This window comes from Microbacterium sp. bgisy189 (genome assembly GCF_057707225.1).
The window spans coordinates 219,797-233,305 of record NZ_JBYIPT010000003.1 but is presented as its reverse complement, the minus strand read 5'-3'; the positions used below and the strand labels follow the sequence as shown (position 1 = coordinate 233,305).

General features: G+C 69.2%; 11 protein-coding genes and 1 pseudogene. 8 read left to right on the top strand and 4 right to left on the bottom strand.

All coding sequences use genetic code 11. From position 1 onward, the window contains the following. Positions 1 to 11: 11 nt before the first annotated feature. Positions 12 to 147: pseudogene (locus AC3ENX_RS06380) on the top strand (TauD/TfdA family dioxygenase); the annotation flags it as partial. Positions 148 to 212: 65 nt separating this feature from the next. On the opposite strand, the gene AC3ENX_RS06375 reads toward AC3ENX_RS06380, so the two are convergent. Next, positions 213 to 3,653: a choice-of-anchor I family protein gene (locus AC3ENX_RS06375; protein WP_434811025.1), complete on the bottom strand. Its 3,441-nt coding sequence runs from the start codon at positions 3,651 to 3,653 to the stop codon at positions 213 to 215. A gap of 206 nt (positions 3,654 to 3,859) precedes the next feature. On the opposite strand from AC3ENX_RS06375, the gene AC3ENX_RS06370 reads away from it, so the two are divergent. Together AC3ENX_RS06370 and AC3ENX_RS06365 are read left to right on the top strand one after the other, a co-directional pair. Then, entirely contained in the window at positions 3,860 to 5,017 is a 1,158-nt protein-coding gene (locus tag AC3ENX_RS06370) for an acyl-CoA dehydrogenase family protein (protein WP_488184907.1), read from the top strand. A 19-nt stretch (positions 5,018 to 5,036) separates the two neighbouring features. Continuing rightward, positions 5,037 to 5,813, top strand: a complete 777-nt coding sequence (locus tag AC3ENX_RS06365; protein WP_434811021.1) for an enoyl-CoA hydratase — start codon at positions 5,037 to 5,039, stop codon at positions 5,811 to 5,813. A 6-nt stretch (positions 5,814 to 5,819) separates the two neighbouring features. Here the strand turns inward: AC3ENX_RS06365 and AC3ENX_RS06360 are convergent, their stop codons facing one another. After that, complete coding sequence (locus tag AC3ENX_RS06360) at positions 5,820 to 6,338, bottom strand: MarR family transcriptional regulator (RefSeq protein ID WP_434811020.1); 519 nt, start codon at positions 6,336 to 6,338, stop codon at positions 5,820 to 5,822. A 103-nt stretch (positions 6,339 to 6,441) separates the two neighbouring features. Between AC3ENX_RS06360 and AC3ENX_RS06355 the strand changes: the two genes are divergently transcribed. The 3 genes from AC3ENX_RS06355 to AC3ENX_RS06345 are packed head-to-tail and all read left to right on the top strand — an operon-like array spanning position 6,442 to position 9,928. After that, a complete protein-coding gene (locus AC3ENX_RS06355) occupies positions 6,442 to 7,218 on the top strand; it encodes an electron transfer flavoprotein subunit beta/FixA family protein (protein WP_434811019.1) in 777 nt (258 codons plus the stop codon). A gap of 11 nt (positions 7,219 to 7,229) precedes the next feature. Then, complete coding sequence (locus AC3ENX_RS06350; RefSeq protein ID WP_434811018.1) at positions 7,230 to 8,219, top strand: electron transfer flavoprotein subunit alpha/FixB family protein; 990 nt, start codon at positions 7,230 to 7,232, stop codon at positions 8,217 to 8,219. Continuing rightward, positions 8,219 to 9,928, top strand: coding sequence for a cytochrome b/b6 domain-containing protein (locus AC3ENX_RS06345; RefSeq protein WP_434811016.1), 1,710 nt, complete (start codon positions 8,219 to 8,221; stop codon positions 9,926 to 9,928). The genes AC3ENX_RS06350 and AC3ENX_RS06345 overlap by 1 nt, the downstream gene beginning before the upstream one ends. A gap of 73 nt (positions 9,929 to 10,001) precedes the next feature. Here AC3ENX_RS06345 and AC3ENX_RS06340 read toward each other — a convergent pair whose 3' ends face one another. Further along, on the bottom strand, positions 10,002 to 10,508 hold the full coding sequence (locus AC3ENX_RS06340) for a GNAT family N-acetyltransferase (RefSeq protein WP_434811015.1): 507 nt from the start codon (positions 10,506 to 10,508) through the stop codon (positions 10,002 to 10,004). 131 nt (positions 10,509 to 10,639) lie between these two features. Between AC3ENX_RS06340 and AC3ENX_RS06335 the strand changes: the two genes are divergently transcribed. After that, positions 10,640 to 11,200 (top strand): acyl-CoA thioesterase, encoded by a 561-nt coding sequence (locus AC3ENX_RS06335; RefSeq protein ID WP_434811014.1) that lies wholly within the window; start codon positions 10,640 to 10,642, stop codon positions 11,198 to 11,200. A gap of 41 nt (positions 11,201 to 11,241) precedes the next feature. Next, complete coding sequence (locus AC3ENX_RS06330) at positions 11,242 to 12,570, top strand: hypothetical protein (protein WP_434811013.1); 1,329 nt, start codon at positions 11,242 to 11,244, stop codon at positions 12,568 to 12,570. A gap of 380 nt (positions 12,571 to 12,950) precedes the next feature. Here the strand turns inward: AC3ENX_RS06330 and AC3ENX_RS06325 are convergent, their stop codons facing one another. Then, on the bottom strand, positions 12,951 to 13,502 hold the full coding sequence (locus AC3ENX_RS06325) for a hypothetical protein (RefSeq protein WP_434811012.1): 552 nt from the start codon (positions 13,500 to 13,502) through the stop codon (positions 12,951 to 12,953). Between the last annotated feature and the right edge of the window lie 7 nt (positions 13,503 to 13,509).

The window sequence follows — 13,509 nt, the reverse complement described above, 5'->3', positions numbered from 1 at the left end:
GCCCGGCGATGGTTGCGGTGCCTGCGTACGGCGGTGAGACGCTCATCGCCTCAAGCGCGGGCGCATACGCCGCTGCCCACCGAGTTGCGCGACTTCGCCCACAAGCTGTGGGCGGTGCACACCAACGACTACGACTGTGCCGTGCCCGACCTCAAGAACGCGACGGGGCCCGGATGCCGATCGGCATCAGGGCCCCGTGTTCGTGCGTGCGGTCAGGCGGTCTGTCGGCGACGGATCGCCAGCAGCGCACCGGCCACGATGAGCGCGAGCGCTGCGACCGTGACGAACCCGATCGGGAACTCGCCACCGGTCACCGCGAGCTCGCCCTTCGTGCCGTCACCGTCGTCGCCGCCGGCGACCGGTGTGGTCGGCTCGCTGGGCTCGGTCGGCTCAGTCGGCTCGGTCGGCTCAGTCGGCTCAGTGGGCTCGGTGGGCTCGTCGTCGGCGATGGCCGCGCGACCGAGCGGGGCCGGGTCGACGACGTCGTGGGCGGCGAAGTACGCCACCGACGCTGACAGGTCGATCTGCCCCGTGTCGGTGCGGTCCGTGCCGTCGGCGAAGGTGATGAAGTTGTCACCGCCGGCGGCGAGGAACGAGTTCGTCACGACCGTGAAGGTGTCGCCGGCAGCGACCGCCTCGCCCTGGAACGTCATCGAGACGATGCGCTCGCCGGCCGCGGCATCCGGGTCGTACTCGTAGGCAAAGCCGTCGGAGACACCGAGGTGCAGCTTGGGGCGCGAGGACCCCTCGGGCTGCCACTGCTCCTCGAGGATCTGCTGCAGCTGTGCCCCCGTCAGCGTCACCGTGACGAGCGTGTTGGCGAACGGCTGCACGTTCGCGACGTCGCGGTAGGTCACCGTGCCATCCTCGCCGTACAGCAAGTCGGCACGCAGGCCGCCCGGGTTCATCAGCGCGATCTGCGCAGGCGTGCCCGCGTAGTCGTCGTTCGACGTCGCCCACAGGTACATGTCGGCGACGAGGTTGCCGAGCGTCGACTCGACGCCGCGGTCTGCGCCCGCCGGCTCGCCGCCGCGCAGGATGTCGGCGCTCACGGCGCCCACCTCGACGGCACCCTGTTCGTCGGCGACCACCGTGGCGTTCGCGACGATCTCGGCGACGACCGGGTCGGCCTCGAAGGCGGCGACGCCGTCGACGACGAGCGGCACGAGGCTGCCGGCGATCGAGACGAGCTCCTTCGAGTCGGTGTCGACCGTGATGTCGAGCTTGCCGAGCGTCGTGCCGTACTGGTGCGCCTGGATGACGGTGCGTTCGGTCTCGGTGCCGTCCACCGGCACCTGACAGCTGTACGACTGGTGGGTGTGGCCCGACACGATCGCGTCGATGTCGGCCGAGGCGCCGCGGATCAGCTCGCCGTACGCGGTGGCATCGGCGGCGACGGCGGTGCAGTCACCGGTCTCCGACCCCTCGTGGGTGAGGAGGACGATGACGTCGGCGAGGTCCTGCGAGACGAGGTCGTCAGCCACGCGGTTCGCCGCTTCGAGCTGGTCGCCGAACTCGATGTCGGTGATGCCGGCGGGGCTCACCATCGCCGCGGTCTGCTCGGTCACGGTGCCGATGAAGCCGACCCGCACGCCGTCGACCGTCTGCACCGAGTACTCGGGCAGCGCGGGCGTGTCGGTGCCCTTCAGGTACACGTTCGCGCCGAGGCCGAACGCGGTGTCGCCGAACGACGGCAGCACGCGGCCGGTGAGGTCGTCCCAGCCCTGGTCGAACTCGTGGTTTCCGACGGCGCCGAGGTCGAGACCCGCTGCGACGAGCGCGTCGATCGTGGGTTCGTCGTCCTGGATGAACGACGTGAACGTCGACGCGCCGATGGTGTCGCCGGCCGACACGAACAGCGTGTTGGGGTTGTCGGCTTCGAACGCGTCGACGGCGCCGGCGAGCACGGCTGCGCCGGCTTCACCGTTGCCGAGGTTCTGCTCGATGCGACCGTGGAAGTCGTTGATCGTCAGCACCTGGATGTCGGTGGTCGCAGGCGCCAGGCGGTCATCGATCGCGAAGACCGTCGTCGTGCCCGAGACCTCGTTGCCGACGGCCAGCAGGGGCTCGCCGGTGGGGGAGTCGGCTGCCGCGATGAACGCGATCGACTCGGGGCCGAGGTCGCCCGCCGTCGCAAGGTCGCCGCCGTCTTCGACCGACTGCGAGAAGTCGCGGTTGTTGATGTAGGTGACGAACGACGGTGCGGATGCCGAGGTGATGTCGTACACGGCGACACCGCCGACCCGCTCGAAGCCGACGAACGCGTAGGTGCGTCCGCTGAGCTCGCCGATCGTGACCGACTCGGGCTCGGGGCCCTTGTCGTCGCTGCGGCCCTCGAGGTTCGACTCGGAGTGGTTCGAGTTGAAGAACTCAGGCGCGGCCGCCGCGGTGACCTCTTCGAACGACGACCCCGAGTCCCAGACGAGCTCGCCTGCGGTCGTCCAGATCGAGAACGAGCGGCCGCCGAAGGCGTACAGCTCGTTGTAGCAGCCGGCGGTCTCATCGAAGCCGTTCTCGATCGTGACGTTCAGGCGACCGAGGTCGGCGTCGCCGAGCGAGCCTGCGAGCGCACTGTCGGCGCAGACGGGGCCGTAGCCGTCGTCTTCGAGGTCCTTCACCCGCGAGGCCTCGACGTAGTCGCCCCATTCGCGAGCGTCGCCCTCGTTCGCGGTGACGAGGTAGGTGGTGCCGCCGCTCGTGTACGAGTCGATCGCGTCGGGCATGTAGATGCCTTTGAGTCCCTCGTAAGAACGCTGCTCGATCGTGTCGTCGCGGTCGCTCGGGTCGAGGGTCGCGGCGCTGTAGTCCTTGAAGCCGAGCGGGTGGATGCCGGTGACCGACGCCGAGTCGAGGTCGACGACGGCGATCGCGTTCGCCTCCTGCAGCGTCGCGAAAGCGGTGCCGTCCTCGACGGTGATGTACTCGGGCTCGAGGTTGCGGCTGACCGGGTTGCCGTCGCCGACCGTCGGCCCGAACACGCGCACGTCCGCGGGCAGTGCGCCCTCCGCCTCGAAGGCGTGGAAGTCGGCGATGCGCACGGCGTCCTGCGCCGGGGCGGCGACGGTGCCGGGCAAGGTCACGACCGCGATCGAACCCTCGGGGTCGACGCTGAAGTCGTCTGCCGGTTCACCCTCGTTCGCGACGACGGCATACGCGCCGTCGGTCGAGATGGAGACCATGTCGGGCAGCGCGCCGACGGTCACCGTGCCGAGCACCGCGGCATCCGCCGAGGTGGCATTCGCGTCAAAGAAGACGAGGTGGCCGTCCGAGACCTTGTCGGGCGCTTCGAACGCGATGACGCCGAGGCCGTCGTCGCGGATCGCGACCGAGTTCGCGACACCGGTCGACGAGACCGCGAACAATTCGGTGATCGCGGTCGGGTCGGCGTTGTCGAGCACGCTCAGCGACCCGGCCTGCGCGTTGACGACGAACAGGCGGTCGCCGTGGGCCTGCACGATCTCGGCGGCAGACTCGTCGAAGACGCCGGTCTCGTACGAGCCGATGGCGCTGAGGCTCAGGGCGGCCTCGGGCGCGGAGCTGGTGGGCGGGGTCGGGACGACGGCGGCCTGCGCCATGCCAAGCGGCGTGAGCGTCAGGGCACAGGCGACCACGGCGGCCGCGGTGGCGGCCAGGGGGCGGGTGCGGGAATGCATCGATGTCCTCGTCGGATTCGGGGTGCGTCGGGATGGGAAGGCGCGCACGAAGGCACGCCAGTCCTGCCTATTGGGCTCCGATGGCCGCAGGGTGAACGGGGGAGGAATTCTGCGCGCGACAGCCGCGGGAACGCGCACTGCCATTTACTAGGACGTCCATGTAAAATGATCACGATGCCAACGATGGCCCACAAGGCCGGAACAGGATGCCCAAGACGATGACGTCGATCATGACCATCACGACCGAAGAGCGCGAGGCCATCCTCGGCGCCGTGAAGGACTTCGCCGAGAACCGGCTCGCCCCGCACGCGCTCGAGTGGGATGAGCAGCACCACTTTCCCCGCGACGTGCTCGCCGAGGCCGGTGAGCTGGGGCTCGGCGGCATCTACGTCAGTGAAGATGTCGGCGGCAGCGGGCTCTCGCGCAGCGACGCGGTCGCGATCTTCGAGCAGCTCGCGATGGGTGACCCGACGATGGCTGCCTACATGACGATCCACAACATGGTCGCCTGGATGATCGATACCCACGGCGACGACGCCCAGCGTGAGGAGTGGCTGCCGCGACTGGTGACGATGCGCGACCTGGGCGCCTACTGCCTCACTGAGCCCGGTGCCGGCTCCGATGCCGCCGCCATCACCACGTCCGCGATCGCCTCCGGCGACGAGTACGTGTTGACCGGTGTGAAGCAGTTCATCTCGGGCGGCGGCGAGGCGGCCGTCTACGTCGTCATGGCCCGCACCGGCGAGCCCGGCGCCCGCGGCATCACCGCGTTCCTCGTGCCGGGGGATGCCGAGGGGCTCTCGTTCGGCGCAGCCGAGAAAAAGATGGGCTGGAACGCGCAGCCCACCCGCCAGGTGATCCTCGACGAGGTGCGGGTGCCAGCATCCGCGATCCTCGGTGGGCTCGGCGGCGGATTCAAGCTCGCGATGAGCGGCCTCAACGGCGGCCGCATCAACATCGCGGCGTGCTCCCTCGGCGGTGCCCAATGGGCGCTCGACGGGGCTGTGCGCTACGTGCACGAGCGGTTCACGTTCGGTGAGGCGCTCGCCGAGAAGCAGTCGGTCGTGTTCGCGCTCGCCGACATGGCCACTCAGCTGCGCGCCGCCCGTGCGCTCGTGCGCGACGCCGCGCAGGCGCTCGACGAGAAGGCACCGGATGCGGCGATGCAGTGCGCGATGGCCAAGCGATTCGCGACCGACGCCGGGTTCGAGATCGCGAACCAGGCGCTGCAGCTGCACGGCGGCTACGGCTATCTGCACGACTACGGCATCGAGAAGGTCGTCCGCGACCTGCGCGTGCACCAGATCCTCGAGGGCACGAACGAGATCATGCGCGTCATCATCGGCCGTCACCTCCTCGGCTGAGATCTGAGAGGCTGACCCCATGACGCACTACTCCACGATCCTGGTCGACACCCGCGGACGCGTCGGGTGGATCACCCTCAACCGTCCCGAGGCGCTCAACGCGCTGAACTCGACACTGATCTCCGAACTCGCCGACGCCGCGATGGCGTTCGATGCCGACGAGGGCATCGGCTGCATCGTCGTGACCGGTTCGGCGAAGGCCTTCGCCGCGGGCGCCGACATCAAGGAGATGGAGTCGAAGACGCCGCGCGACATGGACCTCGACAGTCCGTTCACCGGCATGGAGGCGTTCAGTCGCGTGCGTACACCCGTCATCGCCGCCGTCGCAGGCTACGCGCTCGGCGGTGGATGCGAGCTTGCCATGGCGTGCGACATCATCCTCGCCGCCGACACCGCGAAGTTCGGGCAGCCCGAGATCAACCTCGGGGTCATCCCTGGCCTGGGCGGCTCGCAGCGCCTGCCGCGCGCGGTCGGCGTCTACAAGGCCGCCGAGCTCGTGCTCACCGGACGCATGATGGATGCCGAAGAAGCCGAGCGGTCCGGCCTCGTCTCGCGCGTCGTCCCCGCCGACGACCTGCTCGACGAGGCGGCCAAGACGGCCGACACGATCGCCGCGAAGTCGCTGCCGGTCGTGTACGCGGCCAAAGAGTCTCTGCGCGCGTCGCTCGAGACGCCGCTGGCTGAGGGGTTGCGGCTCGAGAAGCGCATCTTCACGTCGCTGTTCGCGCTCGACGACCAGAAGGAGGGGATGGCGGCGTTCCGCGAGAAGCGGGCGGCATCGTTCACACACCGCTGACCGGGTTCAGTCCGACTCGGTCACATCTCCGGCGCTTGTGCGCAGTCGTGTGACGATCGCCGCGAGCCGCGACGCGTCGTCGCTGCCGATGCCGACGTCGCGGAATACCTCGCGGTTGAGGGCCGCTGTCGCGTCGGCCGCGAGCGCCCGCCCGGGGTCGGTGAGCACGACCAGCGTCGTGCGGCCGTCGGTCGGGTGCGGTTCGCGGCGCACGTGACCAGCGGCTTCGAGTCGGTCGACCGTGTTAGTGACACTCGTGGGATGCACCTGCAGGCGGCGCGCGGCCGACGACAGCGGCATCCGCCCCTCCCGGCTGAAGCTCAACAGTGTGAGCAGCTCGTACCGGGCGAAGGTGAGGGCGAACGGCTTGAGGGCTTCGTCGACGCGCGCGAGCAGGATCTGGTGGGCCCGCATGACGCTGGTCACCGTGGTCATGCCGTCCGCGGCATCCACCCATCCATGGGCGACCCACTGACGGCGCGCCTCGGCGATCGGATCGAGCGCGATGGGTTTCACGCGAGCCACAAGGCACCTCCTGCCGTCGATGCCAACGCTAGTCGGTTTCCTCCTCCGGGCTGGGGCGCGGACCGTGTCGCTGAATAGACTCGTGCGTGAATGAGGAGGTCTGATGAGGATCGTCGTCCTGGTCAAGGAAGTCCCGGATACCTACGGGGACCGCAAGCTGAATCTCGAGACCGGTCTAGCTGACCGTGGCGCGTCCGATCGCGTCATCGATGAGATCGGCGAACGCGCACTCGAAGTAGCGCTGTCGTACGCAGACGCGCACGAGGGCACCGAGGTGGTCGTCGTGTCGATGGCCCCCGATGCAGCCGCCGGTTCGGTGCGCAAGGGACTCGCGATGGGTGCAGGTTCGGCCGTGCAGGTCGTCGACGACGCCCTCGCCGGTGCCGACCTCGGCGTGACCGCCCGCGTGCTGGCGGCGGCCGTGAAGCACACCGGCTTCGACCTCGTCATCACCGGCAACCTCTCCACCGACGGTTCGGGCGGTGTGCTGCCCGCGATGCTCGCAGAGCACCTGGGTGTGCCGCAGGCCACCGCACTGTCGAGTGTCGAGATCTCTGAGGGGTCGGTCACCGGTACGCGCGCGTCGGATGCCGGCACCGCCACCGTCACGGCCACCCTGCCCGCCGTCATCTCGATCACCGAGGCGCTGCCCGACGCGCGCCTGGCAAGCTTCAAGGGCATCCGCGCCGCCAAGACCAAGCCGTTCGAGACGCTGTCGCTCGCCGACCTCGGCGTCGACGTCGACCCGGCGGTGGCGCCGCAGACGATCATGACCGCCGTCAGCGAGAAGCCCCCGCGCGGCGCGGGCGTGAAGATCACCGACGAGGGCGACGCGGGCGAACAGCTCGCCGCGTTCCTCATCGAGAACCGACTGGCGTGAGGGAGCCGACGATGACCGACTTCGCTGCAGATTCCATCCTCGTCCTGCTGGACGTCACCCCCGCGGGTGAGCTCGCCTCGTCGTCGGCGGGCCTGCTCGGCGCCGCCGCCGGTATCGGCACCCCCGTCGCACTCGTGGTCGCGGGCGACGACCGTCACGCCGCGCTCGCCGAGGCGGCGGCCGGTCTCGGCGCCGCTGCCGTGCTCACCGCCGGGCTCGGCGGGGCAGACACCGCGCTCACCGTGCCGATCGTGGATGCGGTGGCCGCGGCAGCCGACCTCGTCTCACCCGACGCGATCCTCATCTCGAACTCGATCGAGGGCCGCGATGTGGCCGGACGTCTCGCCGCCCGGCGTTCGCTCGCGCTCTCGATCGACGCCGTCGGTGTCGCGCGCGATGACGAGGGCGTGCTCGCGCAGCACTCCGTCTACGGTGGCGCGTACAACACGACCAGCGCCCCCACCTTCGGCACGCCCGTCATCACGGTGCGCCAGGGCGCGGTCGATGCCCGCGCCGAGGCGCAGCCGGTCGCAGCCACCGCGCTCGAGGTCGCGGCATCCGGTGCCGCCGCCGCGACGATCGACGCGTTCGAAGCCGCCACGGTCAGCTCGACCCGCCCCGAACTTCGTGGCGCCGCCAAGGTCGTCTCGGGCGGTCGCGGACTCGGGTCCGAAGACAAGTTCGCCCTCGTCGAGCAGCTCGCCGACACCCTCGGTGCTGCGATCGGCGCTTCGCGTGCCGCCGTCGACGCCGGGTACGTGCCGTATTCGTATCAGGTCGGGCAGACCGGTGTCTCGGTCTCGCCGCAGCTGTACGTCGCGCTCGGCATCTCGGGCGCGATCCAGCACAAGGCGGGCATGCAGACGGCCAAGACGATCGTCGCGATCAACAAGGACGGCGACGCGCCGATCTTCGAGATCGCGGACTTCGGCGTCGTGGGCGATCTGTTCACGGTCGTGCCGCAGCTTATCGCCGCGCTCGAGGCGAAGAAGAAGGCCTGATGGCGACGCTTCGTCGTGGACTGCCCCGCACGCCCGGCGGTGACGCCTGGCCTGCGGCCGGCGAGGTCGCCGCGCCCGACGGTGCGGCCGACGTCGTTGATTCGCGCCCAACTGCTGACCCACCGGCGCCCGACGCGCAGTTGGGCGCGAACGAATCGGCAGCGCCCGCTGCGCCTCCCGCGGCCCTCGATACCGGCGAGGTCGTCGAGCCTGCCGCCGCCGCTGCCTCGGCGTCGCCCGCGGGCGTCGCGCTGCGACGCGGCCTGCCCCGTGCGCGGGGCGGCGAGCCCTGGCCGCCCGCCACGGCATCCGGTACCCCCGCCGTTCGTTCGCGCGAAACTGCTGTCTCCGAGGCGCCGAGAGAGCCGTTCGGCGCGAATGAAGCACCCACGCCCACCGTTGGTTCGCGCCGAACTGCTGCCTCAGAGGTGCAGACGGAACACTTCGGCGCGAACGAAGTCCTGGCAAGCCCTGCCGAAGGCGCCGAGCTGCGTCGGGGGCTACCCCGCACGGCCGGGGGCGACGGGTGGCCGCCGGCCGGCACGGTTGCGGCATCCGCCGTGCCAGCCGCCGCTCCTGCCACTCGCGTCACGGAGCCCGCCACTGAACCTGCTGCCGCGCAGGTGGATGCCGCCCCCGCAGCGCCGGCGCCCGCAGCCGCACCTGTTGCTGCACCGGCGGCGGAGGTCGCGAAGGTCGACGGCCCGCGTGCGCCGCTGACCCTGCCGCGCACCGTGTGGCCGGGGCGTGCGGCATCCGTCCGTCCGCAGCAGACCGAGCCGCAGCGCATCGGCCCGTTCACGAAGCTGCAGTGGGCCGGGGTGACCGTCGTCGGCGGCGCCGTGCTGCTGCTGCTCGCGGGCATGGCGGTCGCGGTCGTGCGGGTGGTGCTGAGCCTCGAGTTCATGCAGGACTTCATCGAGACATACCCGGGCGAGTACCACTTGCCCGAGACCGCACCCGTCGGCATTCCGGCGTGGCTGGGCTGGCAGCACTTCTTCAACGTGTTCCTGATGGTGCTCGTCATCAAGACCGGGCTCACGATCCGCGGAGAGAAGCGTCCGACCGCGTTCTGGGCGCCGAAGAACAACCCGCGCGGCAAGACGAGCCTCACGATCTGGACGCATCAGGCGCTCGACATCCTGTGGCTCGTCAACGGCGTCGTCTTCGTCGTGCTGCTGTTCGTCACGGGGCATTGGATGCGGATCGTGCCGACGAGCTGGGAGGTCTTCCCGAACGCGTTGTCGGCGGCCCTGCAGTACGTGTCGCTGGATTGGCCGACGGAGAACGGCTGGGTCAACTACAACTCGCTGCAGCAGCTCGCGTACTTCACGACCGTGTTCATCGCCGCCCCGCTGGCTGCGATCACCGGCTACCGCATGAGCGGGTTCTGGCCGAAGAACAACAAGCAGCTCAGCAAGGCGTACCCGATCGAGTGGGCCCGCAAGGTGCACTTCCCGGTGATGCTGTACTTCGTGGCGTTCATCATCGTGCACGTCGCGCTCGTGTTCGCCACCGGAGCGCTGCGCAACCTCAACCACATGTACGCGAGCCTCGGCTCGGAGGGCGGCATCCAGTACGCAGAGAACTGGACCGGCTTCTGGATCTTCTTCGCGTCGCTCGTCGTCATCGCCGGCGGCGTCGCGGTCGTGCGCCCCATGCTGGTCGCACCGGTCGCGCGCCTGTTCGGCACTGTCAGCGGGCGCTGACCGCAGCGCCTCGACCCACGAGAACGGCGCCGGACCCCATCGGGATCCGGCGCCGTTTCGTCGTCGCGTGCGGTCAGCGCACGAAGCGCACCTCGGTGAGCGTCTCGCCGAGGAACGGTTCGGTGTGCGTCGCCCCGTCGAGTGCGAAGCCGTTGCGCGTGTAGAAGCGGTGCGCGCGGGGGTTGTCTTCGGCGACCCACAGGTACGCGCCTTCGCCCTCTTCGATCGCCGCGTCGAAGAGGCGCTGGCCGATGCCGGTGCCGTGGAACGCGTCGAGCAGGTAGATGAAGTACAGCTCGCGGAAGCGCGGGGCGTCCTTGTCGCGGGCGGGACCCGAGCCGACGAAGCCGACGATCTCGCCGTCGGCGAGGGCGGCGAACATCTTGAAGTCCTCGCCCTGCACGGCCCAGTGGGTCCACAGTTCTGCGAGGCGCTTCGGCGACACGTTCTCGAGGGCGGCCCTGCTGATCAGGTGGTCGTAGGTCTCGTGCCAGCACGTCGCGTGCACGCGCCCGAGGGCCTCGGCATCCACGTCGCGAACGGGACGGACGACGATGTCGGTCTTGAGTTCGGCTTCCATGCGCCGACTCTACGCTCGGCTCGCCGACGCACGAAATCGAGGGAGGCCGTGACAATCCGGCCACCTCGGACTGTCGGCCTTCGACAAACGATTCCGCGAACAGCATGCGGTGATGGCTAGCATCGGCCCTCATGAACGTGTGGTGGCGGACCCTGCTGACGATCATGCGCGCCAAGGTGATGCTGCGCCGGCGCGGACCGATCGCGCCGCGCAGCGTGGGTCGCATCAAACTGCGGACCCTGCCGACCGACATCGACCTGCTGATGCACATGAACAACGGCCGGTACGCGTCGCTGTTCGACCTCGGCCGGTTCGATTTGCTCATCCGCACGGGCATCTGGGATGCCATGGCCGAGCGCGATTGGTACGCCGTCGTCGCGCACGAGACGGTGACGTTCCGCAAGTCGCTGCAGCTGTGGCAGCGGTTCACGGTCGAGTCCCGCCTTATCGGTCACGACGACAGGGCGGTCTACCAGATGCACCGCGCCGTCGTCGACGGCGAGGTCTACTGCGAGATGATCGTGCGGGCACGGTTCCTGCGCAAGGCCGGCGGTGTCGTCAACACCGAGGAGCTGTTCGAAGCGCTCGGTCGCCCCGACGATCTGCCGCCGCTGCCGGACTGGATCCAGACGTGGGTCGCCGGCGCGAGCCTGCCACCCACGAAGGCATCCGCCCCCAGCACCTGGGACTGACCTGCAGGGTGTTCGGGTGCTGATCGCGCTACGGTAGCCCCGTGCTGACCGTCATCGCCCACACTGCGCGCTTGTGGTTGCGGCATTGGCCAGCGTTGATGGCATGGATGCTCGGCGGCACGATCGCCAATTACCTCATCCTGCAGGGAGCGGCCCAAGTTGGCGCGCGCACGGCGCTCGGCGGGATCCTCCTGCTCCCGCTGGCGGCGCTCGCGCTGCTCGTGGCATACGTCGCCATGCTTCTCGTCCTGCGAGAGGGGATGCCGCGACTCGGCGAGCGCGCGCCGCTTCCCGAGACGGCCAAGGAGCGCCGGATCGCGTTCCTCGACGCCGTGCTGGGCGGCATCCTGCCCTTCGTGCTGTTCTATGCCGCCTGGGGGTTCATCGCGGAGGATGTGTCCGCGTATCTGAATCAGGCCTTTGAGCTGCAGTTCTTCTGGGGCATCGAAGCTGCGGTCAGTGGCGCCGAGTACGACACGGCCGGCACGCGAGATGACCTCGGTTTCAATCCGCTGACGGTCGGTGTGCTGGTGACGGCGTACCTCGCGCGCTGGGTGCTGAAGAAGTTCCAGTCGAAGCTGCCGAAGTGGACCGGAATCATCGCCGTCTACCTCGAGGCGCTCTGGGTGTACCTCGCTGCATACCTCGTCGCCGACGCGCTCGCGTTCGTCAACGAATGGGTGCAGTCGCGCGTCGCGATGGTGTGGCTCGCCGACATCCGCGAGAGCCTTGTCGGCGTGCTCGCGCCGTTGGGGTTCCTGTGGGACGGTATCGAATGGCTGCTGGGGGAGGCCGCTGGGATCATCCTCCTGCCGGTCGCGTGGCTGACGATCGCCGGTGTCATTTACGGCCAGGCGGTGAAAGCGGAGGCGCCGGAACTCTCCGGTCGCGTGCCGAAGCGTCTCCGGGGTCGCTACGCCCGTCTGCCGGAGCTGGTTCGCAAGCGGCTGAGCGACTGGGGTGCGAGCATCACCGCCAAGTTCCGCCCAATCGGTGCCGCGCTGCTCCTGATGTGGCGGGCAGGCCCTGTGCTCATCGGCGGGTACATCCTCGCGGTGACAGTGCTCACAGCGGGCGAGGAGTGGTTCATCGCCATCGTCGCGCGCGTCATCGGACCGTACGAGTACCGGATGCAGTTCATCATCGTGGCGGGCCTCGTCGTGGTCGCATCGGTGCTCGTCGAGCCGGTGCGGATCGCCGTCATCTCAGCTGTCTACGATCGCACGCTCGGGCGGCTGTCGTCGTCAGTCGTCGACCCCGAGCCGGATATCGGTGGCGCCATCGACGCCGGTCGTGAAGACGACGGCCTCGAGTCGATCCGCGTCAGCGGGGACGAAGACCATCGAGACGAGATCGACCGGCGCTCGTGACTCAGTCGGGCAGAGCGACGTCTCGCCCTCGCCCGGCATCCACGTGCCCGACGGCGACGAACGATAGGTCTTGCCGGTGTCGGCATCTCGCAGTGTGGGCGCGACGCAGCTGACCTTGTCCTTGCCGGGGTCCAGGCGCACGGAGATGATCATGAGCGTGCGGCCCGGTGGCACGTCGATCTCGTCGTCCTGATACGGGCGCACGGTCGCGGGGCCGAACTCCCAGTCGCCGTATTCGGTGACTTGTCCAGGCGCGACATCCCGTTCACCGTTGCGGACGGCGCCGACCTCGATCGAAGAGAACGATGCGATCGAGAACGGGATGAGCACCGCGAGCACCATGAGCGCCAGAAGGTTCGTCCGCCACCATCCCCGAGCCATCAGCGCACCCACTCCGTCGCGTCGAGCGTGAGGGTTTCGACACGGTCGACCTCGGCCAAGTCGACGGGGATCTCGATGACCGAGTCGCCGAGAAACAGCGTGTCGACGTCTGACGTGCCGTTGAGGCCGAGGCGCAGCGTGCCGCGCGCATCGGCCGCATCGGCTGGGAGCTCGAATGCGATCCTGCCACGTGTCGCCACGTCGATGAGCGGGAACGCTCCAAGCATCGAATCGCCGCGCTCGCTCGCTGTGAAGGTGCGGTCGCCAAGCTGCAACGCTGCGGCGTTGAAGGTCGCGCCGGGCTCGGACTCGATGGCCCAGACGTCGAGGTCGACGACGAGCCACGTCCCCTCCGCGGACCAGATGTCTGCTTCGACCCGCTCGGCCAGTGCGAGTGCATGGACCTCGATCCCCACGTTGCGGCCTTCGGCAGGTTCACCGACAGTGGCCGAAACTGAGAACGGCTCGCTCGCCAGGTCGGCGCCCTCAGGGGTCTGCCCGGATACGAACCAGGCGGCGACGATCATCGCTAGGCCGACCGCCCAAGCCACCGCTGGC